The 24,772-nt window shown below is 69.6% G+C and carries 25 protein-coding genes and 1 tRNA gene; 14 read left to right on the top strand and 12 right to left on the bottom strand.

The genetic code is table 11. The annotated features are described in order from the left end of the window. Positions 1-81: 81 nt before the first annotated feature. The gene (locus OG331_RS25080; RefSeq protein WP_406200000.1) at positions 82-789 is read right to left on the bottom strand and encodes a DUF5324 family protein; all 708 of its coding nucleotides are present in this window, start codon (positions 787-789) and stop codon (positions 82-84) included. A gap of 325 nt (positions 790-1,114) precedes the next feature. Here OG331_RS25080 and OG331_RS25075 point away from each other — a divergent pair, with 325 nt between their 5' ends. Together OG331_RS25075 and OG331_RS25070 are read left to right on the top strand one after the other, a co-directional pair. Next, complete coding sequence (locus tag OG331_RS25075; protein ID WP_406199998.1) at positions 1,115-1,642, top strand: peptidylprolyl isomerase; 528 nt, start codon at positions 1,115-1,117, stop codon at positions 1,640-1,642. Positions 1,643-1,751: 109 nt separating this feature from the next. Continuing rightward, on the top strand, positions 1,752-2,636 hold the full coding sequence (locus OG331_RS25070) for a rhomboid family intramembrane serine protease (protein WP_406199996.1): 885 nt from the start codon (positions 1,752-1,754) through the stop codon (positions 2,634-2,636). A gap of 344 nt (positions 2,637-2,980) precedes the next feature. On the opposite strand, the gene crgA is transcribed toward OG331_RS25070, so the two are convergent. After that, a complete protein-coding gene (gene crgA, locus OG331_RS25065; RefSeq protein WP_328425900.1) occupies positions 2,981-3,235 on the bottom strand; it encodes a cell division protein CrgA in 255 nt (84 codons plus the stop codon). A 141-nt stretch (positions 3,236-3,376) separates the two neighbouring features. Between crgA and OG331_RS25060 the strand changes: the two genes are divergently transcribed. Genes OG331_RS25060 through OG331_RS25035 form a run of 6 tightly spaced genes read left to right on the top strand, consistent with a single transcriptional unit; the run spans position 3,377 to position 7,803 of the window. Then, positions 3,377-4,153, top strand: coding sequence for a DUF881 domain-containing protein (locus OG331_RS25060; RefSeq protein ID WP_406199993.1), 777 nt, complete (start codon positions 3,377-3,379; stop codon positions 4,151-4,153). A gap of 24 nt (positions 4,154-4,177) precedes the next feature. After that, positions 4,178-4,903, top strand: a complete 726-nt coding sequence (locus tag OG331_RS25055) for a class E sortase (protein ID WP_406210259.1) — start codon at positions 4,178-4,180, stop codon at positions 4,901-4,903. A gap of 17 nt (positions 4,904-4,920) precedes the next feature. Beyond that, the gene (locus OG331_RS25050; protein WP_365055405.1) at positions 4,921-5,118 is read left to right on the top strand and encodes a hypothetical protein; all 198 of its coding nucleotides are present in this window, start codon (positions 4,921-4,923) and stop codon (positions 5,116-5,118) included. Further along, complete coding sequence (locus OG331_RS25045) at positions 5,115-5,753, top strand: aminodeoxychorismate/anthranilate synthase component II (RefSeq protein WP_363041644.1); 639 nt, start codon at positions 5,115-5,117, stop codon at positions 5,751-5,753. The genes OG331_RS25050 and OG331_RS25045 overlap by 4 nt, the downstream gene beginning before the upstream one ends. Further along, positions 5,750-7,027 (top strand): class E sortase, encoded by a 1,278-nt coding sequence (locus tag OG331_RS25040; RefSeq protein ID WP_406199991.1) that lies wholly within the window; start codon positions 5,750-5,752, stop codon positions 7,025-7,027. The genes OG331_RS25045 and OG331_RS25040 overlap by 4 nt, the downstream gene beginning before the upstream one ends. Before the next feature lie 14 nt (positions 7,028-7,041). Continuing rightward, positions 7,042-7,803, top strand: coding sequence for a class E sortase (locus OG331_RS25035; protein ID WP_406199989.1), 762 nt, complete (start codon positions 7,042-7,044; stop codon positions 7,801-7,803). 100 nt (positions 7,804-7,903) lie between these two features. Here OG331_RS25035 and pknB read toward each other — a convergent pair whose 3' ends face one another. From pknB to OG331_RS25005, 6 genes are all read right to left on the bottom strand, one after another. Beyond that, entirely contained in the window at positions 7,904-9,919 is a 2,016-nt protein-coding gene (gene pknB, locus OG331_RS25030) for a Stk1 family PASTA domain-containing Ser/Thr kinase (protein WP_406199986.1), read from the bottom strand. Between the two features lie 169 nt (positions 9,920-10,088). Next, a complete protein-coding gene (locus OG331_RS25025) occupies positions 10,089-11,567 on the bottom strand; it encodes a peptidoglycan D,D-transpeptidase FtsI family protein (protein WP_406199984.1) in 1,479 nt (492 codons plus the stop codon). Then, positions 11,564-13,012 (bottom strand): FtsW/RodA/SpoVE family cell cycle protein, encoded by a 1,449-nt coding sequence (locus OG331_RS25020; RefSeq protein WP_406199981.1) that lies wholly within the window; start codon positions 13,010-13,012, stop codon positions 11,564-11,566. The genes OG331_RS25025 and OG331_RS25020 overlap by 4 nt, the downstream gene beginning before the upstream one ends. Positions 13,013-13,039: 27 nt before the next feature. Further along, positions 13,040-14,620, bottom strand: a complete 1,581-nt coding sequence (locus tag OG331_RS25015) for a Stp1/IreP family PP2C-type Ser/Thr phosphatase (RefSeq protein WP_406210256.1) — start codon at positions 14,618-14,620, stop codon at positions 13,040-13,042. A gap of 90 nt (positions 14,621-14,710) precedes the next feature. After that, entirely contained in the window at positions 14,711-15,226 is a 516-nt protein-coding gene (locus OG331_RS25010) for an FHA domain-containing protein (protein WP_383608365.1), read from the bottom strand. A gap of 10 nt (positions 15,227-15,236) precedes the next feature. Further along, positions 15,237-16,121 (bottom strand): FhaA domain-containing protein, encoded by an 885-nt coding sequence (locus OG331_RS25005; protein WP_406199977.1) that lies wholly within the window; start codon positions 16,119-16,121, stop codon positions 15,237-15,239. 538 nt (positions 16,122-16,659) lie between these two features. Here OG331_RS25005 and OG331_RS25000 point away from each other — a divergent pair. Beyond that, a tRNA-Leu gene (locus tag OG331_RS25000) sits at positions 16,660-16,743 on the top strand. A gap of 145 nt (positions 16,744-16,888) precedes the next feature. On the opposite strand, the gene OG331_RS24995 is transcribed toward OG331_RS25000, so the two are convergent. The 3 genes from OG331_RS24995 to OG331_RS24985 form a co-directional block, all read right to left on the bottom strand. After that, positions 16,889-17,251: a DUF1304 domain-containing protein gene (locus OG331_RS24995; RefSeq protein ID WP_406199975.1), complete on the bottom strand. Its 363-nt coding sequence runs from the start codon at positions 17,249-17,251 to the stop codon at positions 16,889-16,891. 289 nt (positions 17,252-17,540) lie between these two features. Next, positions 17,541-17,864: a hypothetical protein gene (locus OG331_RS24990; RefSeq protein ID WP_406199973.1), complete on the bottom strand. Its 324-nt coding sequence runs from the start codon at positions 17,862-17,864 to the stop codon at positions 17,541-17,543. Between the two features lie 601 nt (positions 17,865-18,465). Further along, the gene (locus OG331_RS24985) at positions 18,466-19,116 is read right to left on the bottom strand and encodes an FMN-dependent NADH-azoreductase (RefSeq protein ID WP_406199970.1); all 651 of its coding nucleotides are present in this window, start codon (positions 19,114-19,116) and stop codon (positions 18,466-18,468) included. 133 nt (positions 19,117-19,249) lie between these two features. Between OG331_RS24985 and OG331_RS24980 the strand changes: the two genes are divergently transcribed. From OG331_RS24980 to OG331_RS24960, 5 genes are all read left to right on the top strand, one after another. Further along, complete coding sequence (locus OG331_RS24980) at positions 19,250-19,612, top strand: winged helix-turn-helix transcriptional regulator (protein ID WP_406199967.1); 363 nt, start codon at positions 19,250-19,252, stop codon at positions 19,610-19,612. 250 nt (positions 19,613-19,862) lie between these two features. Further along, a complete protein-coding gene (locus OG331_RS24975; protein ID WP_406199964.1) occupies positions 19,863-21,350 on the top strand; it encodes a DUF2252 domain-containing protein in 1,488 nt (495 codons plus the stop codon). Positions 21,351-21,381: 31 nt separating this feature from the next. Beyond that, the gene (locus tag OG331_RS24970) at positions 21,382-21,846 is read left to right on the top strand and encodes a hypothetical protein (protein ID WP_406199962.1); all 465 of its coding nucleotides are present in this window, start codon (positions 21,382-21,384) and stop codon (positions 21,844-21,846) included. A gap of 326 nt (positions 21,847-22,172) precedes the next feature. After that, entirely contained in the window at positions 22,173-23,075 is a 903-nt protein-coding gene (locus tag OG331_RS24965; RefSeq protein WP_406199960.1) for a J domain-containing protein, read from the top strand. A 107-nt stretch (positions 23,076-23,182) separates the two neighbouring features. Continuing rightward, positions 23,183-23,512 (top strand): rhodanese-like domain-containing protein, encoded by a 330-nt coding sequence (locus OG331_RS24960; protein WP_406210253.1) that lies wholly within the window; start codon positions 23,183-23,185, stop codon positions 23,510-23,512. A 37-nt stretch (positions 23,513-23,549) separates the two neighbouring features. On the opposite strand, the gene OG331_RS24955 is transcribed toward OG331_RS24960, so the two are convergent. Then, entirely contained in the window at positions 23,550-24,689 is a 1,140-nt protein-coding gene (locus OG331_RS24955; protein ID WP_406199958.1) for an acyl-CoA dehydrogenase family protein, read from the bottom strand. Between the last annotated feature and the right edge of the window lie 83 nt (positions 24,690-24,772).

The raw sequence follows: 24,772 nt of genomic DNA, 5'->3' as shown, positions 1-24,772 counted from the left end.
TCTCCCGCCCCACGGCGCAGTTCAATATCCCGGCCGTAGCCGGCCTTCACCTCACCGGTTCTCGTCTCACCGACCCTCGCCCTACCGGCCGTCGTCGCGGCGGGCGGCCTCTTCCTCGGCCTCCTTCGCCTCCACCTCGGGATCGAGGACACCGCTGCCGTCCACCGAAGTGAGACGGTTCGACTCGGGGACCTCGGTCGCGGCGGGAGGCTCGACCAGCCAGTCCGGGTTGGCCTGCTTGTCCCACCACTTCCACGCGGCGAACGCTCCGCCCGCGAGGGCGCCGAGCACCGCCAGCACCTTCACGGCACGGCCGGCCCTGGCGCGCCGCTCATGCCTACGGACGAGCTTCTCGATCTCCTTCGGCGAGACCTGACCACGGAGCGCGGCCACAGCGGCCACACCGCGCGCGGTGGCCTCGTCCCTGACGGGCCCGGCCGCGGCCACTGCCTGCTCAAGCCTCGGACGGGAGTAGTCGGCGGCCTGACGGGCAGCCTTGCGGGTACGGACGGCGGCTTCATGCGCGGCGTTGTCGACGCCCGGCGGCACATGGGCCAGTGCCTGCTCCAAGCGCGGCGCGACATGCACGCCGTACTGCAGGCGGGCCTGGGCGCGGGCCTGCTCGGTGGCCTGCGTCACCTTCGGCGCGAGCCGTACGCGTGCCTCGTGTGCGTAGTGCGTGGCCCTGTCCTTGGCGGTGTCGGCGTAGGGCGCCACCACTTCCGCGGCGTGCAGCACGCTGTCCTTCGCCGAGCCGGTCGCGGCGCGCACGCTGTCGATGCGGGTCACGGGTTCCTCCTCCTCGGTGGCGTACGGTAATTCGACTTTCCACCCTTTTACGGATCATGCCTGTCAGAACGCTGCCCGGCATGTGAGGGCGGGCATATGGGTGCCCATAAGCTTGATCAAGTGCAATAACGGACCAATGCGGGGCAACGGTGGCTTGTCGTCGACAATGCCACGGTTCTCCGCGTCGCGCCCCCGCCACGGACCGACTCGTAGGGTTTTCTGCAAGCAATCCGCCCGGTTGCGTACCGGTGAACGAGCGCCGGGGACGGATGTCGCCGTTCGTGCGAGGATCGTGGGGTCACAAGAGGACAACGGAAGGCAGATCGTGGCCGAGCAGCTCTACGCCACCCTGAAGACCAACCAAGGCGACATCGAGGTCCGACTCCTCCCGAACCACGTGCCGATCACGGTCAAGAACTTCGTCGAACTCGCCAAGGGCGAGCGTGAGTGGACGAACCCCACCACCGGTGAGAAGTCCACGGCCAAGCTCTACGACGGAACGGTCTTCCACCGGGTCATCAGCGGCTTCATGATCCAGGGCGGTGACCCCCTGGGTAACGGCCTGGGCGGCCCCGGCTACCAGTTCCAGGACGAGTTCCACCCGGACCTCTCCTTCGACAGGCCGTACCTGCTGGCCATGGCCAACGCCGGACCGGGCACCAACGGCTCGCAGTTCTTCGTCACCGTCTCCCCGACGACCTGGCTGAACCGCAAGCACACCATCTTCGGCGAGGTCGTCGACCCGGCCAGCCAGAAGGTCATCGACGCCATCGCGAGCGTCCAGACCAACCCCCGCACCGACCGCCCGCTCAACGACGTCGTCATCGAGTCGGTCGTCGTCGAGACCCGCTGAGGCCGGGTCCGACACCTCCCGCAGGGAACCAATCGCCCCGCTCGTCCGTAAGGATGAGCGGGGCGATGTATGAGGACGTGCATCGCGTACGACGACCTAGGGGACCCTCATGGACCAGCCGGCAGGCAGCCCGCAGGACGCGCAGAGCCTGCCCGTCTGCTACCGCCACCCGGACCGCGAGACCGGCATTCGCTGCACCCGCTGCGAGCGCCCCATCTGCCCCGAATGCATGGTCAGCGCCTCCGTCGGCTTCCAGTGCCCCGACTGCGTCCGCGACGGCTCCGGCACCGGACACGCCCCCGACGCCGCCCGGCCCCGCACCATCACGGGCGGCACCATCGCCGCCGACCCGCGCCTGCTCACCAAGATCCTCATCGGGATCAACCTCGCGGTCTTCATCGCCGTACAGACCAGCACCGCGCTCCTGAACGACCTCGTCCTCATCGGCGCCTGGCCCCCCGCCCCCTTCAACCCCACCGAGGGCGTCGCCGAAGGCCAGTGGTACCGCCTGGTGACCTCGATGTTCACGCATGAGGCCATCTGGCACTTCGCCTTCAACATGCTGAGCCTGTGGTGGCTGGGCGGCCCCCTGGAAGCCGCCCTCGGCCGCGCCCGCTACATCGCGCTCTACTTCTGCTCGGGCCTCGCGGGCAGCGCCTTCACCTACCTGCTGGCCGGCCCGACCACGGCATCGCTCGGTGCGTCCGGCGCCATCTTCGGCCTCTTCGGCGCCACCGCCATCCTGATGCGGCGACTCCAGTACGACATGCGGCCGATCATCGCCCTGCTGGTGATCAACCTGATCTTCACCTTCGGGTGGAGCAACATCGCCTGGCAGGCCCACATCGGCGGCCTCGTCGCCGGCGTCATCATCGGCTACGCCATGGTCCACGCCCCACGCGAGCGCCGGTCCCTGGTGCAGTACGGCACGTGTGCGCTTGTCCTGGCCGCGGTGGTGCTGATGACCGTGCTGAGAACGCTCCAGCTCACCTGAGCCACGCCGTTATCCACGTGAGCGGCGCTGTTGTCCACAGCGTGTGGTGGATCTTGTGCGCACGGTGTGGGAACAGCTTCGCCCCCTGTCTAATCCCTACGTATCCGCAGGTCAGACAGGGGGCGTACGTGCGTTCGAGAACCCTTCGGGTGACCGGTGTGGCTGTCATACCGGCGTCAACCCCCGATGGGTTATCCACAGATCGTCGTCTTTTCCCCAGTCAGCTTGTGGAAATTGCTGCAAGGCTGTGGATAACTCAGCGGATAGTCCTGGGCAGAACTCTGTTCACCGCGAAGTGGCCGCCGCGTCGACTGCCGCTGAGGCTGACGCCGACGTCTCGACCGCTACTTCCACTGAGTGGAGACGCCGAAGCCGGCGGCGATGAAGCCGAAGCCCACGACGATGTTCCAGTTGCCCAGCGCATCGAGGGGCAGCGAACCGTCGGTCACATAGAAGACGACGATCCAGGCGAGGCCGATGAGGAACATGGCCAGCATCACGGGCGCGACCCAGGCGCGGCTGTTCAGCTTGATCGCGGTCGTCTGCTTCGACGGGGGCGGCGTGTAGTCGGCCTTCTTGCGGATACGTGACTTCGGCACGAGGGTCTCTCCTGTCGATGCGCTGCGTGGCCGCGCAGGGAACTGTGGCTGGCTCGGGGCAGCGTACAAGGGGACTCTGATTGCTCCCCCGGGCGTCCGTTAGCGTAGTGCTTCCGCGGCGCCGAAGGAGATAAGGGTACGTTGAGCAATTCTGCCGACTCCCCCGGGGCTGGATCCAGCCCTGTACGCGGCCGATTCCGGCCGGTGCGGGTGCTGACCGCGGCCGTTTTCGCTCTCGCCGGGCTCATTTTCTTCACCAGCTTCAACACGGCCAAGGGCACCAATATCCGCACGGACGCCTCTCTGCTGAAGCTCTCGGACCTGATCCACGAGCGCAGCCACAAGAACGGCGAGCTGGGCGAGTCCAACGCGGCTCTGCAGGACGACGTGGAGTCCCTGGCCGAGCGTGACGACGGCAGCACCCAGGCCGAGGACGACAAGCTGGCTGCCCTGGAGCAGAACGCGGGGACGCAGAAGCTGACGGGCGAGGCGATCTCGGTCACGCTCAACGACGCCCCGCCGGACGCCACCGCCAAGCTCCCCGGTTATCCCGAGCCGCAGCCCGACTACCTGGTCATTCACCAGCAGGACCTCCAGGCCGTGGTGAACGCGCTGTGGCAGAGCGGCGCCAAGGGCATCAAGGTCATGGACCAGCGGCTGATCTCCACCAGCGCGGTCCGCTGCGTCGGCAACACCCTGATCCTCCAGGGCCGGGTCTACTCACCGCCGTACAAGATCACGGCGGTCGGTGATCCGGAGAAGATGCAGCAGGCGCTCGCGGCCTCGACGGCGATTCAGAACTACATGGTGTACGTCAATGTCTACGGCCTCGGCTGGAAAGTCACCGAGGACGGGACGGTGACTCTGCCGGGTTACTCGGGCACAGTGGATCTGCAGTACGCCAAGCCCGTGGAGTGAGTGAGCCCCTCTCTGGAGCTGCCGGTGCGTGTCGTCGTCAGGACCGTCAGCGAACTGTGCATCACCGTCGGTACCGTGATCGTCCTTTTCGTCGTCTATGTGCTGTTCTGGACCGGTGTGAAGGCCGACACCGTCATGGACGACCAGATCGATCAGTTACAGGACCAGTGGGCGCAAGAGGCGGTACGCCCGACGGCCGCGGCCCCCGGCGGTTCGGCAAGTCCGGGCGCCGGTACGACTCCGGGCGCGACCACGAGTCCGCCGAAGCCCGCCCCGTATGCCGCGGACAAGCCCTTCGCGATCATGTACATCCCGCGCCTTGGTTTCACGTGGAACAAGCCGGTGCTCGAAGGCACCGCCACCAAGACCCTCAAGAAGGGCCTCGGCCACTACGCGCGCACCGCCCAGCTCGGTCAGAAGGGAAACTTCTCGGTCGCCGGTCATCGGCGCACGTACGGCGACCCCTTCAAGGACTTCCCGAGGCTGCGGGCCGGCGATGCGGTGGTGCTGACGGACGGTACGACCTGGTTCACGTATCGGATCGACAAAGGCCCTTACAAAACCGTGCCCACCGACATTGAGGTGATTGACGCTGTGCCCCGTAAGTCGGGGTACACGCGTGAAGGCCGCTATCTGACCCTGACCACGTGCGATCCCGAGTGGGGGCACAGTCACCGGCTGATCGTGTGGGCCCATCTCGACTCCACCCAGCCTGTGGAGGCCGGGAAACCGGAGGCGTTGCGCCGTTAGTCTGGTGGCTGTACGGCGTGAGTCTGGTGCCGTGGTGCGACGGAAGGGACGGCATGTACGGCTGGATCTGGCGGCATCTGCCGGGGAACGCGTGGGCGAGGGCGCTGCTCTCGCTCGCTCTGGTCGTGGCCGTGGTCTACGTCCTGTTCAACTACGTCTTCCCGTGGGCCGAACCGCTCCTGCCCTTCAACGATGTGACGGTGGACAACCAGTGAGCGCGCGCATTCTCGTCGTGGACAACTACGACAGCTTCGTCTTCAACCTGGTCCAGTACCTCTACCAGCTGGGCGCCGAGTGCGAGGTCCTGCGTAACGACGAGGTGTCGACGGCACACGCGCAGGACGGCTTCGACGGTGTCCTGCTGTCGCCGGGCCCGGGCACGCCCGAGGAGGCCGGGGTCTGCATCGAGATGGTGCGCCACTGCGCCTCGACCGGGGTGCCCGTCTTCGGCGTCTGTCTCGGCATGCAGTCGATGCAGGTCGCGTACGGCGGTGTCGTCGACCGTGCGCCCGAGCTGCTGCACGGAAAGACCTCGCTGGTCGAGCACGAGGGCAAGGGCGTCTTCGCAGGCCTGCCGACGCCCTTCACCGCGACCCGCTACCACTCGCTGGCCGCCGAGCCCGAGACGGTGCCGGCCGACCTCGAGGTCACCGCGCGGACACACGACGGCATCATCATGGGCCTGCGCCATCGTGAACTCCCGGTCGAGGGCGTGCAGTTCCACCCCGAGTCCGTGCTGACCGAGCACGGGCACCGGATGCTGGCCAACTGGCTGGTGGAATGCGGCGACCAGGGCGCGGTGGCGAGGTCGACGGGGCTCGCCCCGGTGGTGGGCAGGGCCACGGCGTGACCGCGCTGCGCCCCGAGCGCGAGTCCGGCGCCACGTACGGGGAGTCCTTCACGGACTCCTACGGCGGCGTCGGCGACCAGGGCACCTCGTACGGGCAGCAGCCGTACGGGGGGCCGGGTGCGCGCGGGGAGCAGTACGGCGGGGAGGACCACGTCACTCAGGGGCAGGCGCACGGGCCGGGCGCCGAGGCTTACGGCGCCGACGGCTACGGCGGCGGATACACCTACGGCACCGACGGGTACGGAACGCAGACCAGCGGCACCGAGGGCTACGGCACTGAGGGGGCCGCCGCGGCCCGACAGCCGTACGAGGAACCGTATGCGGAGCCGTACATACCTCCTGCGGACGACGAGACGGTGGCCCTGCGGGTACCCGATCCGCCGCCCCTCGCCGGCCGCGTATCGGCTTCTGCCGCCTCCTCCGCAGCTTCCGCCGCGGGAACCCCAACAGGCGGCCGTGCGGCCCGCAGAAAGGCCGCCAAGCGGCGTCATGGGCGGCACGGCGGCTCACACGCGGCGTCGGAGTCCGCCGAGACGGGCTCGGAATCCTCTCAGGCCCCCCTCTCGCGCCTGGAGGCCCGCAGACAGGCAAGGGCGCGCAAGCCCAGCCCGGGTGTCCTCGCCAGCCGGGCGATCGGCGAGGTGTTCATCACCACCGGCGTGCTGATGCTGCTGTTCGTCAGCTACCAGCTGTGGTGGACGAACGTCCGCGCGCACGCCCAGGCGGACAAGGAAGCCAGCAGCCTCCAGAACGACTGGGCGAGCGGCAAGCGCAACCCGGGGACCTTCCAGCCGGGGCAGGGCTTCGCCATCCTGCACATCCCGAAGCTGGACGTCGTCGTCCCGATCGCCGAGGGCATCAGCAACAAGAAGGTGCTCGACCGGGGCATGGTCGGCCACTACGCCGAGGGCAAGCTGAAGACGGCGATGCCGGACGCCAAGACCGGCAACTTCGCGCTCGCCGGGCACCGCAACACCCATGGTGAACCGTTCCGGTACATCAACCGGCTCGCACAGGGCGACGCGATGGTCGTGGAGACGCAGGACAAGTACTACGTCTACAAGATGGCGTCGATCCTGCCGGTGACGTCGCCGAGCAACGTGAGCGTGCTGGAACCGGTTCCACCGGGGTCGGGCTTCACCGGGCCGGGCCGCTACATCACACTCACCACGTGTACGCCGGAGTTCACCAGCAAGTACCGGATGATCGTCTGGGGCAAGATGGTCGAGGAACGGCCGCGCAGCAAGGGCAAGCCGGATGCGCTCGTCAGTTAAAGGCAGATGAAAAAGTGGCAGCGACCACCGACGGCACCGAAGAGCAGACGGCCGCCCCCGCAGCACCGCGCCCCCCGGCACGCCGCCGCGGCAGGGGCCGGATCGCGACGGCGGTCAGCGTCTTCGGCGAACTCCTGATCACGGCGGGCCTGGTGCTGGGCCTGTTCGTCGTCTACTCCCTGTGGTGGACGAACGTCGTCGCCGACCGCGCGGCGGACAAACAGGCCGACAAGGTCCGTGACATCTGGGCCCACGAGGACGAGGACTCCGGCCGTCCCGCCGAGTTCGACTCCAAGAACGGCATCGGCTTCCTGCACGTGCCGACGATGAGCGGCGACGACATCCTGGTCGAGAAGGGCACGACGTCGAAGATCCTCAACGACGGCGTCGCCGGCTACTACACCGACCCCGTCAAGGCGACGCTGCCGACCTCGGGCAAGAAGGGCAACTTCTCCGTCGCCGCCCATCGCGACGGCCATGGCGCGGAGTTCCACAACATCCACAAGATCAAGAAGGGCGACCCGATCGTCTTCGAGACGAAGGGCGACTGGTACGTCTACAAGGTCTACGCCGTCCTTCCCGAGACCTCGAAGTACAACGTGAAGGTCCTCTCCGCCATCCCGAAGGAATCGGGCAGGACGAAGGCGGGGCACTACATCACGCTGACGACCTGCACGCCGGTGTACACGAGCCGGTATCGGTATGTGGTGTGGGGGGAGTTGGAGCGGGTGGAGAAGGTGGATGCGGAGCGGACGGTGCCGGAGGAGCTGCGTTAGCGACAGCCCCCTTCAGCTGTTCGTTGCCGGGCCGGGATGGATATGGCTGAGCCCCGGTGCCCTGTTCGGGGCACCGGGGCTCAGCCTTTGATACCGGGGGTCAGTCCTCCGTGCGGGCCGACGTTCCCGTCACGCCGCCGAAGATCCCGCCGTTGTCACCGCCTCCGTTGTTGCCGCCCTGGCCGGGCACGGCGACCAGGTTGACCGCGGTGCCCTTGGCGACCGGGGTGTTCGGCTGGGGGTCCTGGGTGAAGACGATGGCGTTGTCGTCCTGGGAACCCTGGATGTTGCCCACGGCCAGCCCTGCGTCCTGGAGCGCCTTCTTGGCGTCCTTGAGAGACAGCTGGGTCACGGTCGGCACGGCCACCTGCTCCTGCTCGGCTGCCTTGCCGATCTGGATGGTCACCGTCGAGTTCTTGTCGGCGGAGCTGTTCGCCTCCGGTGAGGTCGCGATGACCTTGCCGACCTGGTTCGGGTCCTGGGTCTCCACCTCGGTGCAGGTGCCGACCAGGTTGTTGGCCGTCATCTGCGCCTTGGCCTCGTCACAGGTCTTGCCGAGGACGTCCGGGACGGTGGACTTCTCCTCTTCCTTGGCCACGGTGAGGGTGATCGTCGAGCCCTTCTCGACCTCCTCGCCGCGCCGCGGGTCCTGGTCGAGGATCGTGTTCGGGTCGTCCGAGGAGGTCTCGCGGGTCTCGGTCTTGACCACGAACTGGTAGTCGTCGTCCTCGAGCTGCTCCTTGGCCTCGTTGAGCTTCAGCCCGATCACGCTCGGCACCGTGACCTTCGGCGCACCCGTCGAAACCACCAGATCGACGGACGAGTCCTTGTCGACAGTGGTCTTTGGCTCGGGGTTCTGTTCGCAGATCTTGCCCTGGGGCTGGGCCTCGCAGGCCTTCTTGGTGACCTCGCCCACCTTGAGGTCGCTGTTCGTCAGCAGACTCTCGGCGTCCTTCTGGCTCTGGCCGACCAGGTTGGGCACGGCCACCGTGTTGTTCCCGACGCCGTCGCCGCTGAACACCCACCGGCCGATCAGGACCGCGCCCACGAGGACCAGCACAGCCGCGACGACCAGCAGGATCGTCGAGGTGTTGGACTTCTTCTGCTGGCGGCGTCGGTCCGGGCGGTCGTCGTAGCCGTAGCCGCCGTCGTCCGGGTTCATGGGCGGCAGCATCGTCGTGGCGCCGCCGTCGGCGGAACGCAGGGCCGTGGTCGGCTGGTCGTCCGGGTAGCCGCCGTAGCCCACCGAGCCCATGGCCGCCGTGGCGGCGACGGGTTGGCCGTCGAGGCAGGCCTCGATGTCGGCGCGCATCTCGTCGGCCGACTGGTAGCGGTAGTTCGGGTCCTTCGTCAGCGCCTTCAGGACGATCGCGTCCATCTCGGGCGTGATCTCCGGGTCGAAGACCGAGGGAGCCTGCGGCTCTTCCCGGACGTGCTGGTACGCGACCGCGACCGGGGAGTCGCCCACGAAGGGGGGCCGCACCGTCAGAAGCTCGTAGAGCAGGCAGCCGGCGGAGTACAGGTCCGACCGGGCGTCGACCTGCTCGCCCTTGGCCTGCTCCGGCGAGAGGTACTGGGCGGTGCCGATCACGGCCGCGGTCTGCGTCATCGTCATACCGGAGTCGCCCATGGCGCGGGCGATGCCGAAGTCCATCACCTTGACCTGGCCGTTGCGCGTCAGCATGACGTTCGCCGGCTTGATGTCGCGGTGGACGATGCCGTTGCGGTGCGCGTACTCCAGGCCCTGGAGGATGCCGATGGTCATCTCCATGGCGCGCTCCGGCAGCAGCTTGCGGCCGCTGTGAAGCAGCTCACGCAGCGTGGAGCCGTCCACGTACTCCATGACGATGTACGGGATCGACACGTTGTCGATGTAGTCCTCGCCCGTGTCGTACACCGCCACGATCGCGGGATGGTTGAGCGAGGCGGCCGACTGGGCCTCCCGGCGGAACCGGGCCTGGAAAGACGGATCGCGCGCGAGATCCGCGCGCAGCGTCTTCACCGCCACGGTGCGGCCGAGCCGGGTGTCATGCGCGAGGTATACCTCCGCCATGCCACCACGGCCGAGCACCTGGCCCAGCTCGTACCGGCCGCCGAGGCGACGCGGCTCTTCCATAGCTACCTACCAGCCCTCTCCGTCGGTCCCGCCGTCACCCTTGTGGGTGCGGAGGTGTGCCGTCCGGGCATACCGTACCCGGCTCATCTTGTGTGACCTGGCCAAGCCCGTAACCCGATACAGGACCGGTATCGCAACGTGCACCGATGTGAAGGGGACGTGAGCGGGGTCACTTCTTGCTGTCGATGACCGCCTCCATGACGCTCTTGGCGATGGGGGCCGCGAGGCCGCCGCCGGAGATGTCGTCACGGACCGCGTTCTCGTCCTCGATCACCACGGCCACGGCCACCGGCGAGCTGTTGTCGCTGAGCTTGGCGTAGGAGATGAACCACGCGTAGGGGTTCTCGCTGTTGTCCACACCGTGCTGGGCGGTACCGGTCTTGCCGCCGACCTTGACGCCCTGGATCTGCGCCTTCTTACCGGTGCCGTCCTGGACGACCGTCTCCATCATCGACTGCAGGATCTCGGCGTTCTCCCCGGACAGCGGCTTGCTCATCTCTTCGGGGTCGGTCTTCTCGAGGGGGTCGAGATTGTTGGTCTGGATCTCGTCGACCATGTACGGCTTCATCAGCGTGCCGTCGTTGGCGACGGCCGAGGCGACCATGGCCATCTGCAGCGGGGTGGTGGCGGTGTTGAACTGGCCGATGGAGGACAGTGCCGTCTGCGAGGGGTTCATGTTGTCGGAGAAGATCGACGCGCTGGTGCGGACCGGCGTGAACTGCTCCTCGGTGAAGCCGAACTTCTTGGCCGTCTCCAGCATCTTGTCGTTGCCGAGGTCCGAGCCGACCTTGCCGAAGACGGTGTTGCAGGAGTACTGCAGGGCGACCCTCAGGGTCGCGTCCTTGCAGGGGATGTTGCCCTCGTTCGGCAGCTTGGTGGTGGTGCCCTCCATGACCCACGGGTCCGGTGACTTCGTCTTCTCGTCGGCGTCCGTGTACAGGCCGTGCTCCAGGGCCGCGGCGGCGGTGACGACCTTGAAGGTCGAGCCCGGCGGGTAGACCTCGCGCAGCGCCCGGTTGAGCATCGGGTCGTCCGGGTTGGTCTTCTTCTGGAGCTTCTGCCACGCGTCGGTGTCGGTCGTCGTGGAGTTGCCGGCGAAGGACGAGGGGTCGTACGACGGGTAGGAGGCCAGCGCCAGGATCTTGCCGGTCGACGGCTCGATGGCCGCGACGGCGCCCTTGGCGCCCTGCTTCTTCAGACCGTTGTACGCGGCCTTCTGCGCGGCGCCGCTGAGGGTGGTGACGACGTTTCCACCCTCCCTCTCCTTGCCCGTGAGCATGTCGAGGGTGTTGCGGAAGAACAGCCGGTCGTCGTTGCCGGTGAGGATGCCGTCCTCGATGGACTCCAGCTGGGTGGCGCCGAAGGCCTGCGAGGCGTATCCGGTGACGGGCGCCCACATGGGGCCGTTCGTATAGGTGCGCTTGAACTTGAAGTCGCTGCCCGAAGTCTCGTCCGAGCCGGTGATGGCCTTGCCGTCGACGATTATGTCGCCGCGGGGTGTGCCGTAGCGCTCGATGACGACGCGGCGGTTGTTCTTGTCGGTCCTGAGCTCGTCGGCCTGGACGTACTGGATCCAGTTGTCGCGGATGAGAAGCGCCAGGACCAGAAGTCCGCAGAAGATCGCGATCCGGCGTAGGGGCTTGTTCACGGACGGACCACCTGGGTCATCTCGGCGTCGGGGTTGGGCGCGGGGGCGGGCGCCGGGCGGCGTGCGGTGTCGCTGATGCGCAGCAGGATGCCGATCAGAGCCCAGTTGGCGATGACGGAGGAACCGCCGTATGCCACGAACGGCAGCGTCATACCGGTCAGCGGGATGAGGCCCATGACACCGCCGGCCACGACGAAGACCTGGAGGGCGAAGGCGCCGGACAGGCCGACGGCGAGCAGTTTGCCGAACGGGTCGCGGGCCGCGAGGGCCGTACGCACACCGCGCTCGACGATCAGCCCGTAGAGCAGCAGGATCGCCATGACGCCTGCCAGGCCCAGCTCCTCGCCGAAGGTGGCGAGGATGAAGTCGGAGTTGGCGGCGAAGCCGATGAGGTCGGAGTTGCCCTGGCCGAGGCCGGTGCCGAGGGTGCCGCCGGAACCGAACGCCCACAGGGCCTGCATGGCCTGCTCGGAGTGGACGATGCCGTCCTGGACGCCGGAGCGGGAGAGCGCGAACTCGCGCGCCGGGTCGAGCCAGGCCTGCACACGCGTCTGGATGTGCGGCTCGAAGCTCGCCACACCGACGGCGCCGACCGCGGACATCAGCAGACCGAAGACGATCCAGCTGGTCCGCTCGGTGGCGACGTACAGCATGATGACGAACATTCCGAAGAACAGCAGCGACGTACCGAGGTCGGTCTCGAAGACCAGGATGAGGATCGAGATCACCCAGACGACGAGGATCGGACCGAGGTCGCGGCCGCGCGGCAGATACAAGCCCATGAAGCGGCGGCTGGCCAGGGCCAGGGCGTCTCTCTTGACCATGAGGTAGCCGGCGAAGAAGACAGCGAGAATGATCTTCGCGAACTCGCCGGGTTGGAGCGTGCCGAGACCGGGGATCTTGATCCAGATCTTGGCGCCGTACACGTCCGCGCCGAGCCCTGGTACGAGCGGCAGGAGGAGCAGGAACAGCGCGGCGGCCATGGAGATGTAGGTGTAGCGCTGCAGGACCCGGTGGTCCTTGAGGAAGATCAGCACGGCCACCAGCAGGGCGACGCCCATCGCGGAGTACAGCAACTGGCGCGGTGCCGCCTCGACGAAGGTCTTGCTCTGCTGGAGTTTCTCCGACTGGTCCAGCCGCCAGATCACGACCAGGCCGATGCCGTTCAGCAGCGTGGCCAGCGGCAGCATCAGGGGGTCGGCGTAAGGCGCGAACTTCCGTACGACGAGATGGCCGATGCCGGCCAGCAGGCCGAGGCCGATTCCGTAGCTCAGAAGACCGGCCGGTACCTGGTCATTGATCGCCAGCCCCACGTTGGCATAGGCGAACACCGGAATGGCAACCGCGAACACCAGCAACGCGAGTTCGGTGTTGCGCCTGCTCGGCGCGCCGATCGCGCCGATCGTGGACGTGTGATGCGTCGGCGAGTTCGTAGTACTGCTCATCGTGTGACGGGGCCTCTCACGGCTTGCCTACTGCGTACCGCAGTTCGAGACGACCTTCTGCTCTTCCTCCGAGAGAGTGGGGCCGGGGTTTGGCGTCGCAGTCGGTGTCGGGGAGGTGGACGGGGGCGGGGACTTGGTGGACGCCGACGGATTCGGCGTCGGTGTCGCCTTGGACGTAAGGGAGGTACGGGTGGTTCCCGTGGTGCCTCCGGCCTCGCCTTCGCCCGTCTTGGAGTTCTGCTCGCTCTGGGCGGCCTGCTGCTCGGACCGCTTCTTGCATGCGGAGGCCTGCAGTGCCAGCTCGTCGATCTTCGCCTGGGCGTCCTTGAGGCCGCCCTCGGTGATGGTCCCCTCGACGAGCTTCTGCTGGTACGGCGGCAGGTACTTGAGTTCGATCTCGGGGTGGTCCTTCTCCACCTTCGAGAGCGAGACCCAGGCCAGGTCCTGGCTGATCCCGCGGTACAGGGCGACGTGTTTCTCGTTGGTGCCGACGTAGTACTGGGTCTGCGTCCAGCGCCAGCCGCCGTACAGGCCGCCGCCGATGACGGCGAGGGCGAGGGCCGAGTAGAAGGATCTCTTCAGCCACGTGCGGCCCTTGCGGGGCTTGACGAAGTCGTCGTCGGTGTAGTCGCCGAAGCCGCCCGCCGGTACATAGCCGGTGGTGTCGCCGGAGCCGGGCGGGCCGAACTCGCCGCCTCCGCCGCCCTGTCCGGGCACCTGGCGGCCGAGCCCTGAGGCGCGGCCGGCGGGGGTCTGCATGATGCCGTTGTCGTGCAGGTGGTGCTGCTGGTTCTCGGCGACCGCGCCGACCACGACCGGGGTGTCGGACAGCTGCCCGGCCAGGGTGTCGCCGGTGTCCAGGTCGAGGACGTCGGCGATGATCACGGTGATGTTGTCGGGGCCGCCGCCGCGCAGCGCCAGCTGGATGAGCTCCTGGACGGTCTCCTGGGGGCCCTGGTAGCTGGCGAGGGTGTCCTCCAGGGTCTGGTGGGACACCACGCCGGAGAGGCCGTCGGAGCAGATCAGGTACCGGTCGCCGGCGCGGACTTCACGGATGGAGAGGTCGGGCTCGACGTGGTCGCCGCTGCCCAGCGCGCGCATGAGGAGGGACCGCTGCGGATGCGTGGTCGCTTCTTCCTCGGTGATGCGGCCCTCGTCGACGAGGCGCTGCACCCAGGTGTGGTCCTGCGTGATCTGCGTCAGCACGCCGTCGCGGAGCAGGTACGCGCGCGAGTCGCCGACGTGGACGAGGCCGAGGCGCTGGCCGGTCCACAGCAGGGCCGTGAGCGTGGTGCCCATGCCCTCCAGCTGCGGGTCCTCGTCGACCATCGCGCGCAGCTGGTCGTTGGCGCGCTGTACGGCCGTACCGAGCGAGGTGAGGATGTCGGAGCCGGGGACGTCGTCGTCGAGGGCGACGATGGTGGAGATCGCCTCGGAGGAGGCGACCTCGCCCGCGGCGGCGCCGCCCATGCCGTCGGCGATGGCGAGCAGGCGCGGACCGGCGTATCCGGAGTCCTCGTTGCCCTCCCGGATCATGCCTTTGTGCGATCCGGCGGCGAAGCGCAGTGACAGACTCATGCGCACCTCGCCCGTCGGCTCCGGGTACATCCGCACGGTGCCCACCCTCCGGTCGGGAGCGCGCCGGGGCCCCTGGTGGGGGCCGCCACTGCGTGCTCGCTCCGCTCGCTCATTGTCGTACTACTTCCGCAGCTCGATGACGGTCTTGCCGATGCGGATCGGCGCGCCCAGCGGAATCGGTGTCGGGGTCGTGAGCCGCGTTCGGTCGAGGTACGTGCCGTTGGTGGAGCCCAGGTCCTCGACGATCCACTGGCCGTCGCGGTCCGGGTAGATCCTGGCATGTCGGCTGGAGGCGTAGTCGTCGTCCAGCACGATCGTGCTGTCGTGCGCTCGGCCCAGGGTGATGGTCTGGCCCTGGAGCGCGACGGTGGTGCCGGTGAGCGTGCCCTCCGACACGACCAGCTTGGAAGGGGCGTTACGGCGCTGGCGGCCGCCGCCCTGCTGGCCGCGCTGCTGCGGCGGGGTCGCCGCCTGCCGTGCGGCCTGCTGCGGCCGTGCGGCCTCGCGACGTGATCCGCGCTGCGTGACGCGCGTACCGAACAGGTCGCTGCGGATGACCTGCACGGCCACGATCACGAACAGCCACAGGACGGCCAGGAAACCCAGCCGCATGACCGTGAGGGTCAGCTCTGACATTGCCCCCGCTTCACCCTTCGGCTTGCCGGTAAATGATGGTGGTGCTGCCCACGACGATCCGCGAGCCGTCGCGGAGCGTAGCGCGGGTGGTGTGCTGCCCGTCCACCACGATGCCGTTGGTGGACCCGAGATCCGCGATCGTCGAGGGCGTTCCGGTCCGGATCTCACAGTGCCGGCGGGAGACGCCGGGGTCGTCGATCCGCACGTCGGCGTCGGTGCTGCGGCCCAGCACCAGCGTCGCGCGGGAGATCTGATGGCGGGTGCCGTTGATCTCGATCCAGTAGCGGGTGCGACCGCCGGCCGCGGGCGCGGCGGGGGGTCGCTGGCCGCCCGCGGGCTGCGGGTAGCCGTAACCGCCGGGGCGGCCGCCGGGTGGCGGCGCGGCCGGCATGGGCGGGGCGCTCGCGGGTGCGGCGGCCGGCGGGTAGCCGTAGCCGCCCTGGGCGCCACCACCGCTGCCACCGGGCCGCCCGGCCGGGGCGGCGGGTGCGGGGGCCGGCTGGCCGCCCTGCTGGTCGGCGGAGCCGGCGAGCGTGCGGCTGCGTACGCGGTACAGGCCGGTGTCGAGGTCTTCGGCCTTCTCCAGGTGGACCTTGATCGGGCCCATGAAGGTGTAGCGCTGCTGCTTGGCGTAGTCGCGGACCATGCCGGCGAGCTCGTCGCCGAGCTGGCCGGAGTAGGGGCTCAGACGCTCGTGGTCCGGGGCGCTGAGCTCCACGATGAAGTCATTGGGGACGACCGTGCGGTCGCGGTTCCAGATGGTCGCGTTGTTGTCGCACTCGCGCTGGAGCGCTCCCGCGATCTCCACGGGCTGGACCTCGGACTTGAACACCTTGGCGAAGGTGCCGTTGACCAGACCTTCGAGACGCTGCTCGAACTTCTTCAGGACTCCCATGGGGCACCTCCTCCGTTGCCTGCTTCGTCCTTTTTCCCGCCGGGCGGGCACTGCCTTACCTGGTACTGCTTACTGATCGTATCCACGCGCCGGTGAATCGGCTGGTTCCCCCTGTCGGCCCGGTCGACGGGTGTCGACGCCCTCGAAGTTCCCTGTGGAGCTCCCCTTCGAACTCCTCACGCACACAGTCTTGCCATGGATCGTAGAGGCGGCCGAAGACCAGTGTCCCGCACCTGACTGTGGACCCCGACCGGCTCCTGGGGAGATGCGCGGTACCGGTACGAGGTTGATACGTGAACAGGTTCTCGTTGATACGGAGCGCGGGGCACCCCGGCTCGGCCGGTCCGGGGCGGGCTGTCCCGACCGTGCTGGTGGGCGACTGTACGGCCGCCGCAAGGCATCTGCACGGCCTGCGCATGCCCGCTGCACGGCGGCTGCCTGGGGATAAGGGATGTGAATCCACCCTGGACGGCGTGCTAATGTTCTGCGTGTCGGAAGGCGCCGGACCGCAAGGGAAGAGCCCGAGGACACACCCAATGCGCGGGTGGCGGAATAGGCAGACGCGCTGGATTCAGGTTCCAGTGCCCGCAAGGGCGTGGGGGTTCAACTCCCCCCTCGCGCACCCCCGAAGAGGCGGCATCGTAAACACGATGCCGCCTCTTCTCGTTGTGCGGTGTTGCGTTCGACACGTCGCGCCCTCACCGCATCGATACGGCTCCCTCGGCGGCCGTGACCTGTGATGAAGCTCTCAGGACACGGCGCCGTGCTCAGCCGGCCGCGATGACCGTGGCGAGGGTCACGGCTGCCGGCAGGGCCTGGGCGAAGAGGATGCGGCGGTTGGCGGTGGCGGCGCCGTAGACGCCCGCGACGACGATGCAGGACAGGACGAAGACCTGGACGCGGTATCCGGTCGGGTCGTCGGCGATCAGGCCCCAGACCAGCCCCGCGGCGAGGAATCCGTTGTAGAGGCCCTGGTTGGCCGCCAGCGGCGCGGTGGTGCGGGCCAACTCGGCGTCGAAGCCGGAGAAGCGGCGGCCCGGGCCGCGCTGCCACAGGAACATCTCCAGGACCAGGATGTAGATGTGCAGCAGCGCCATGAGGGCGACGAGGACGACAGAGGTCAGATGCATGCGGTGATTGTGCCGGTGGGGTGTGCGGGGTCGGTGACCGCGGTCGCCGCAAGGTCCTTCGGTCGGTCCGGGCCCCGGTCGGAGGCCGGGTCGGCCGGTCGGTCGTTCGGCTGAGGGGTTCGCTGCGAGGGCTGTGAACGGTGGACGTTCGGCCGAGGTGGCTGGTGCCGTCTCGGCGCGAGATTGACTACAACCCCTACCTGCCGGGCATGGCGATCTTCGGCATTCCTCACGCGCTGTTCGGCGGCACGCCGCTCGCCGACGGGGAGTCGATCCGTGGGAAGCCGAGCTACGGGGCGTCGCGCCGGACGCCGTGCTCCTCCTCGCGGTCTTCCCCGCGGTGGCGCTCCCGCCGGCCGTCGGCGGTGTCGATCCGCCGGTGATCGGGCTGATGTGCCTCGGGCCGGCGCCGGCGGGCCGGGGCGGGCCCGGTACGGCGGCGGGGCCGGCGTTGGGGGCCGGCCGCGCTGAAGTGGACGGCCTGGCCGCTGCTGCCGGTGGGGCTGGTACTGCTCGCGATGACGGCGGGGCGCCGGGCGGCGATACGGGCCGAGCCGTCGCCGTGCTGGTGGCCACGCCGGCCGTGGTGCCGGTGGCCTTGGCCGATCCGCACGCCTTCGCCGAGCGCGTGGTGCTCTTCCCGCTCGGCGAGGGCGGGCTGCGCTCACCGGCGGCCGGCCCGCTGCCGGGGTACCTGCCGGCCACGTACGTCCCCGGCCGTTCCCTCCCCGCCATGGCCGGGCTCCCGGCCGCTGCCGTCGGCGTCGCGGTGTCGTTGGCGGTACGTCCGCCCAGGACCGTCGTCGCAGCTGCGGACCGGTCGGCGCTCGGGCTGGGGCCGGCGATGTGCCTGATCCCGGCGACGCGGTTCGGATACCTGGTTTATCCCGCTGGTGCCGGCTGCCTGGTTCCGGCGCACGGAACCGGTGACGGCCGCTCGTGGGGCGGCGCGGTTGGTGGGGGTCGGCCGTGGGCGTGGGTGGTTCGGTTGTTTCGGTGCAGGGTGTCGGCGGTTCCCGTAACCCGTAACCCATGACCCCGTGACCGTGACCCGTGAGGCGTCGCGAGACGTGCCCTTCTCCGGCGGGTTGGGCGTCGTAGTGGCTCCCTGAGGCTGCGCAACGCCACGCGCGCGTAGGGCCCCGTTCGCCGGAGCGGGTCTCCCACGCGCACGTGGCTGCAGTGCGGCAGCCCTGCGGCAGCCTGCGATGTTGCTACGCCGCGAGCCGCTGGGCCAGCTGCTTCGCCTTCGTGGCGGCCTCGTCGAGGGCACGCTCGCGGGAGGCCTCGAAGAGGGGGACCAGCTCGGCCATCGCCGGGTTGGCCGGGGCCATCGTGAGCTCCGGAACGATGAACTCGAGGTCGGCGCCGAGGAAGTCGGCCAGGACTGCCGACAGATAGTTCTGCACGTACTCGTAACCCTCGCGCGGAGTGCCCGGACCGTACGCGCCGCCGCGGCTGGCCACGACGGTGACCGGGGTGCCCTTGACCGACTGGGCGTCGCCCGCGGTACGGCCGAACAGGACCACCTGGTCCAGCCAGGCCTTGAGCGTCGACGGAATCGTCAGGTTGTACATCGGGGCGCCGATCAGCACGGCGTCCGCACGCTCCAGTTCCTCGATCAGCGTCACGCGCTCGGCGAAGGCGGCGGCCTGCTCGGGGGTGTGCGTGGCCGGATCGGCGAAGCCGGCGGTGTGGGCGTGGGCGGAGATGTGCGGGACGGGGTTCAGGGCCAGGTCGCGGTGGATCACCGTGCCCTCGGGGTGCTGTTCCTGCCAGGTGCGGCGGAAGGCGTCGGTGACGGCGCGGGAGGAGGAGGCGTCGGTCGGGAAGACCGAGGAGTCGATGTGCAGAAGCGTTGCCATGGAGGTCTCCAGAGAAGCAGGCAGCGGGCTGGATGCACCTTCCCGCAGTTACTGAGGATTCGTACTCGACTATGAATAACACAGTCACTTACTTTTTTTCATCCCCGTACTGCAGGGCAGTACCCTGAAGGGCATGGCGGGTGAGCAGAGTCACGACGTATCGGCGTGCAAACGGGTCGACGAGGGCATCACCCGCGTCTTCCAGCTGCTCGGAAAGCGCTGGACCGGCCCGATCGTGTCCGTCCTGACCGCAGGGCCCGCGTACTTCGTCGCCCTGCGCCGGGCGATTCCCGGCATCAGCGAGCGCATGCTCTCCGACCGGCTGACCGAACTCGCCGCCGCGGGACTGGTGGTGCGTGAGGTGTATGAGGGGCCGCCGCTGCGGGTGGTGTACCGGTTGACGGAGGCCGGCGCCGCGCTGGAGCCCGCGCTGACCGAGCTGGGCCTGTGGGCGAAGGAGTACCTGGCGGGCGGCGAGGAACTCGAGAACTGCTGAGGCGGAAGGTCGGAGAACCGCCGAGCCGGACGGGCCGGAGAACCGCCGAAGCGGACGGGCCGGAGAACCGCCGAAGCGGACGGGCCGGACAACCGCCGAAGCGGACGGGCCGGACAACCGCCCAGGCGGATCGCAGCACCCTTGCCCCGGCGGTGCGGCACCCGCGGCCGGGCGGCGTTTTCCACAACCGTGGAGTTGTCCACAGGGTCTGACGCGTTTCGGCCACCGGCTGTAACGTCGGCACGAGTTGATGTTCGTGCGTGAGCGGGGGAGGCGGTCGGTGACCGAGGTCGGTGCGGAGGCTACGGCGCAGGTGGCTGCGGCGGCTTCGAAGGCGTCGTCGGATTCCGCGGCGCCTCGGCTGCCCAGGGTGCGTGGCTTCGCCGAGTGGCCCGGCGGCGGATCGCCCAAGGAGGACGGCAAGGCACTGCGCAGGCGGGTTCCGCGCGGTGACCACGCGGTTCTCGACCTCGACGCCGCCCGGCCCGACGCCGTGGCCGCAGTCGAGGAGTCCAACCTCGGCCGGCTCCCCGAGCTCACGCCGATAAGGGTCGGCCGGATGGCGGCGACGCCCTTCGCGTTCCTGCGCGGCTCGGCGGGACTCATGGCGTACGACCTCGCCCGCACCCCCATGACCCGGATCCGCGCCCAGATCTGCGGTGACGCGCACGCGGCGAACTTCGGCCTGTACGGCGACGCGCGTGGCGGCCTGGTCATCGATCTGAACGATTTCGACGAGACGCTGTACGGCCCCTGGGAGTGGGACCTCAAGCGCCTCGCCACCTCGCTCGTGCTCGCGGGCCGGGAGGCGGGCGCGGACGAGGACGCGTGCCGCAAGGCGGCGAACGACACGGTGGGTGCCTACCGGCGCACCATGCGCCTGCTGGCCAAGCTCCCGGTGCTGGACGCGTGGAACGCGATCGCGAACGAGGAACTGGTCTCCCACACCGACGCCCATGACCTGATCGGCACGCTGGAGCGGGTCGCGGAGAAGGCGCGGGGCAACACCAGTGGGCGCTTCGCGGCGAAGTCGACGGAGTCGACCGGGGACGGAGGCCGCCGCTTCGTCGACGCCCCGCCCGTGCTGCGCCGGGTTCCGGACGCGGAGGCGGCGGCGGTCGCGTCGTCGCTGGAGAGCTACCTCAGCACGCTCTCCGAGGACCGCCACCCCCTGCTCTCCCGGCACGCGGTGCACGACGTGGCGTTCCGCGTGGTGGGCACGGGCAGCGTGGGCACACGCTCGTACGTCGTCCTGCTCCTGGACCACCGGGGCGAGTCGCTGGTCCTTCAGGTGAAGGAGGTCCGCCCCTCGGCCCTCGTCCCGCACCTGGTGACGGCCGGCTTCGAGGTGCCGGAGCCGGAGCACGAGGGGCGGCGCGTGGTGCTCGGCCAGAAGCGGATGCAGGTGGTCAGCGACATTCTGCTGGGCTGGACGACGGTCGAGGGACGGCCCTTCCAGGTACGCCAGTTCCGCAACCGCAAGGGCAGCGTCGACCCGGCCGCGCTGGCTGCCGACCAGATAGACGACTACGCCCGCATGACCGGCGCCCTGCTGGCCCGCGCCCACTCCCACAGCGCCGACCCCCGCCTCATCGCCGGCTACTGCGGCAAGAACGAGGAACTGGACGAGGCGATCGCAGCATTCGCCGTCACCTACGCCGACCGCACGGAGGCGGACCACACCGCTCTGGTGTCGGCGGTGCGGGAGGGGCGGATCGCGGCGGAGACCGGGGTGTGAGGGGAGGCGGTTGGTTCGCCGGGAGGGGGCGGTGAGGTACGTCACTCTCGGCACCGGTGGGCCCGGCGAGTCGGTCGGCGTCATCGATCCGACCGCGTATCCGGCCCGGCTGTCCGAGCTCGCGGATGACCTGCCGTCCGGCGCACGTGCGTTCGCCACCGACCCCGGCCACTACGACTTCTCCGGCAGACGCTGTGTGAAGGACCTGACGCCCCACGAGGTCCGGCGCGTCGGCGACAGGGCCGAGCTCCGGCTCCGGCACCACTGCGGGAAGCACGACGAGGACCTGGTCGTCCGCTACGAGGGCGTCTCGCGCTTCCATGTGGACACCGCGGAGGTCTGCGATGTGCGCATTTTGGGGGAGGTGGTTCTCGACGAGGTGCTTCCGCATGCAGAGGGCTGCTCGCATGAGATCTCCTGTCGGACCGGGACGCTTGTCGTGGTGTGCCGGGATCTCGTGGCGGGGTGGGTGGCCGCCGGCTGTCCCGAGGCGTGAGGGCGGGGCGGGTAGGACCGGGGAGCGGCGCTGTCCGCCGGGACGAGCGTCCGGGCCTGGTGGGGCTCAGAGCCGGACCCGCAGGGCCGAGCAGGAGAGAGTGAGTGAGGGGCCGGGCCTCCTGGGCGAAGGTCCGGGCGGTCGGCGCGAGGGTCCGCAGCCGCCGGAGCGGAAGCGCAGGGCACGAGGGCCAGGCCGGCCGGCCAAGGCGGAGGTCCGGAGCCGCTGGGTACGAAGGGCCCAGGCCCACTGGGGCGAAGGGGCCGAGCCGTCGGCGCGGAGCCGCAGGCACGAAGGGCCGGGCGCACGTGGCCTACGCTGGTCGGGTGACGACGCCGGAAGCTGAACAGTCCCAGGCCGAGCCCGCTGGTGCGGGGACGTCGGGCGGTGCCGAGGTGCCCGCCGGCGGAGCTGAGCAGGGTGGTGAGGCACAGGTGCCGGCCGAGGACGGGGCGGAGCGGCCCGAGGCGCGGCTGGAGCGGGCCGTGCGGGCCGCCGAGCAGGCGTTGATCGAGTACGAGATCGCGGTGGAGACCTTCCGCGTCGAGGTGGAGAACTTCTCCCGGCTGCACCACCAGAAGCTCGGCCCGATGTACGCCCGCCTCGACGAGCTGGACGCCCGGGTCGCCGAGGCCACGGCCGCCCGGACCGGCGACCCCGAGGACATCCGCAAGGCCGACGAGGCACGTGCCAGGGTGCTGCCGATGCCCGGCGTCGAGGAGCTGTTCCACGGCTGGATGGATGGCGAGGGGCTGTTCCCGGAGGCCGCGGCGATGCTGACGGACCAGCCGGTGCGGCCCCCGCAGCGGGTGCGCCCGAGCGACGAGGCCCGCAAGCTCTACCGCGAGCTGGCCCGCAAGGCACACCCGGACCTCGCCCAGGAGGCGGCCGAGCGTTCGAGGCGCGAGGAGTTCATCACTCGCGTCAACGCGGCTTACGCCCGTGGCGACGAGGTGCTGCTGCGGGAGCTGGCCGAGGAGTGGGCCGCCGGACCGGTGCCGAAGGAGCAGGGCCCGACCCCGGCTGAGGAGCTGTACGCCCGCCTCGAGTGGCTCGCCCAGCGCAAGGAGATGCTCGCCCTGGTCGCGAGCGAGCTGGAGGAGAGCGCGATCGGTGCCATGCTCCGCCTGGCCCCGGACGACCCCGACCGTCTCCTCGACGAGATCGCCGACCAGCTCCTGGCCCAGGTCGAGGCGCGGGAAGCGGAACTGGCAGCACTGCTCGACTAGGGGCCGGAGATCGCCCACATGGGGCCTGCGAGGGGCCTCCTCCCGGGAGCCCCGTCGGGCACCCGCGCCCGTCCGGTAGCGTCGGACTCATGCATTTCGGATCTGGCGTGCCGACGGTCGAGGTCACCGACCTCAAGGACGACGACTTCCTGCTGGACGTCCGTGAGGACGACGAGTGGCAGGCGGGTCACGCCGAGAAGGCCCTGCACATCCCCATCAGCGACTTCGTGGCCCGCTACGGCGAGCTGACCGAGGCCGCCCCGCAGGACGGCCGCGTCCATGTGATCTGCCGCTCCGGCGGTCGCTCGGCGCAGGTCGCGATGTACCTCGTCCAGCAGGGCATCGACGCCGTGAACGTCGACGGCGGCATGCAGGTGTGGGCGGCGGTGGGACGTCCCGTGGTGACCGACGAGGGTCAGCCGGGCTTCGTCCTGTAGGGACCGTACGTCCCCCAGGGCACCCGGTATCCGCAGGTCAGCCCAGCGGATGCGCCGCCAGTAGATCCCCCAGCGCCTCCTCGTGCGCCGCCGCCGGGCCGAGCGCCAGCTCAAGGTGCTTGGCCCAGGCGTGGTACCGGTGCAGCGGATAGTCGACGTCGGCGCCGAAGCCGCCGTGCAGATGCTGGGCCGTCTGCACGACGCGGCGTACGCCCTCCGAGGCCCAGATCTTGGCCACGGCCACGTCTCCGGAGGCGGGCAGCGCTCCCGGCGCCCCCGAGGCGATCCGCCACGCGGCCTGCCACAGCGTGGCCTCCATCGCGCGCAGGTCGATGTAGCGGTCGGCGGACTGCACGGCGACCGCCTGGAACGTGGCGATCGGATGCCCGAACTGCTCCCGCTTGCCCGCGTACTCCGAGGTCATCCCTAGCACCCGCTCACCCAGCCCGAGCGCCAGCGCACAGGTCCCTGTGGCCAGCAGTTCCCGCAGCCACTCCCACGCCCCCTCGGCATCGATGACATCCCGTGCCGCCAGCTCCACCGCGTCCAGCCGCAGCTCCCCCAGCCGCTCCCCGCTGGTCGAGAACTGCTCGGCGAGCGTGACCCCCTGCGCCTCGCGCGGGACCAGCGCGAGGACGGTCCGGTCGGCGGCCGTACGGGCCGGCACGACGACGAGATCGGCGTCGTACGCCCAGGGCACCGCCGTCTGCACCCCGTCCAGCACCCACCCGGAGCCGGAACCGTCCTGCCGGGCGGTCACCGCGAGCTCGGCCGGGTCGTGGCCGGTGCGGCCGTGCGCGGCGACCGTGAGCACGGCCTCCCCGCGGCCCGCCCGCGCGAGCAGCCCGGCCTTCAGCTCGGGGCCGCCGTACGCCTGGACGGCCGCCGTCGCCGCGCTGCTCTCCAGCAGCGGCACCCGTGCCAGTACCTTCGCCGACTCGCGCAGCACCAGGCAGAGCGCGACGGCGTCGAGGCCGGCCCCGCCGTACTCCTCGGCGAGCAGCAGGCTCAGCAGGTCGGCGTCCGCGAGCCGGCCCCACAACGGGCGGTCGAAGCCGTCGGCGACGGCGCCCGGCGTGAGCGCTGGAGAGGGCACGGAGTCCGGCGCGACCCCGGCGAACACCCCGCGCGCCGCCTCGGCCGCCGCCTGCTGCTCCTCGGTGAAGGTGAAGTCCACGGTCCCTGCCCTTCCACACGTCCACACCCACGGCGATCTGACGGAGCGTCAAGATAGAACAGGTTCTAGAAGAAGGGAATGCT

The sequence above is a fragment of the Streptomyces sp. NBC_01017 genome (assembly GCF_045162795.1).
GTDB lineage: Bacteria > Actinomycetota > Actinomycetes > Streptomycetales > Streptomycetaceae > Streptomyces > Streptomyces machairae.
Note: the sequence above shows the minus strand (reverse complement) of the source record. Positions and strands in the feature narration are given on the sequence as shown.

Excerpts from the sequence above, each read along its gene's own strand:
- OG331_RS25070 (WP_406199996.1), top strand. The coding sequence starts at position 1,752 with ATGGACCAGCCGGCAGGCAGCCCGCAGGACGCGCAGAGCCTGCCCGTC.
- pknB (WP_406199986.1), bottom strand. The coding sequence starts at position 9,919 with ATGGAAGAGCCGCGTCGCCTCGGCGGCCGGTACGAGCTGGGCCAGGTG.
- OG331_RS25020 (WP_406199981.1), bottom strand. The coding sequence starts at position 13,012 with ATGAGCAGTACTACGAACTCGCCGACGCATCACACGTCCACGATCGGC.
- OG331_RS25015 (WP_406210256.1), bottom strand. The coding sequence starts at position 14,620 with ATGTACCCGGAGCCGACGGGCGAGGTGCGCATGAGTCTGTCACTGCGC.
- OG331_RS25010 (WP_383608365.1), bottom strand. The coding sequence starts at position 15,226 with ATGTCAGAGCTGACCCTCACGGTCATGCGGCTGGGTTTCCTGGCCGTC.
- OG331_RS25005 (WP_406199977.1), bottom strand. The coding sequence starts at position 16,121 with ATGGGAGTCCTGAAGAAGTTCGAGCAGCGTCTCGAAGGTCTGGTCAAC.
- OG331_RS24995 (WP_406199975.1), bottom strand. The coding sequence starts at position 17,251 with ATGCATCTGACCTCTGTCGTCCTCGTCGCCCTCATGGCGCTGCTGCAC.
- OG331_RS24985 (WP_406199970.1), bottom strand. The coding sequence starts at position 19,116 with ATGGCAACGCTTCTGCACATCGACTCCTCGGTCTTCCCGACCGACGCC.
- OG331_RS24980 (WP_406199967.1), top strand. The coding sequence starts at position 19,250 with ATGGCGGGTGAGCAGAGTCACGACGTATCGGCGTGCAAACGGGTCGAC.
- OG331_RS24975 (WP_406199964.1), top strand. The coding sequence starts at position 19,863 with ATGTTCGTGCGTGAGCGGGGGAGGCGGTCGGTGACCGAGGTCGGTGCG.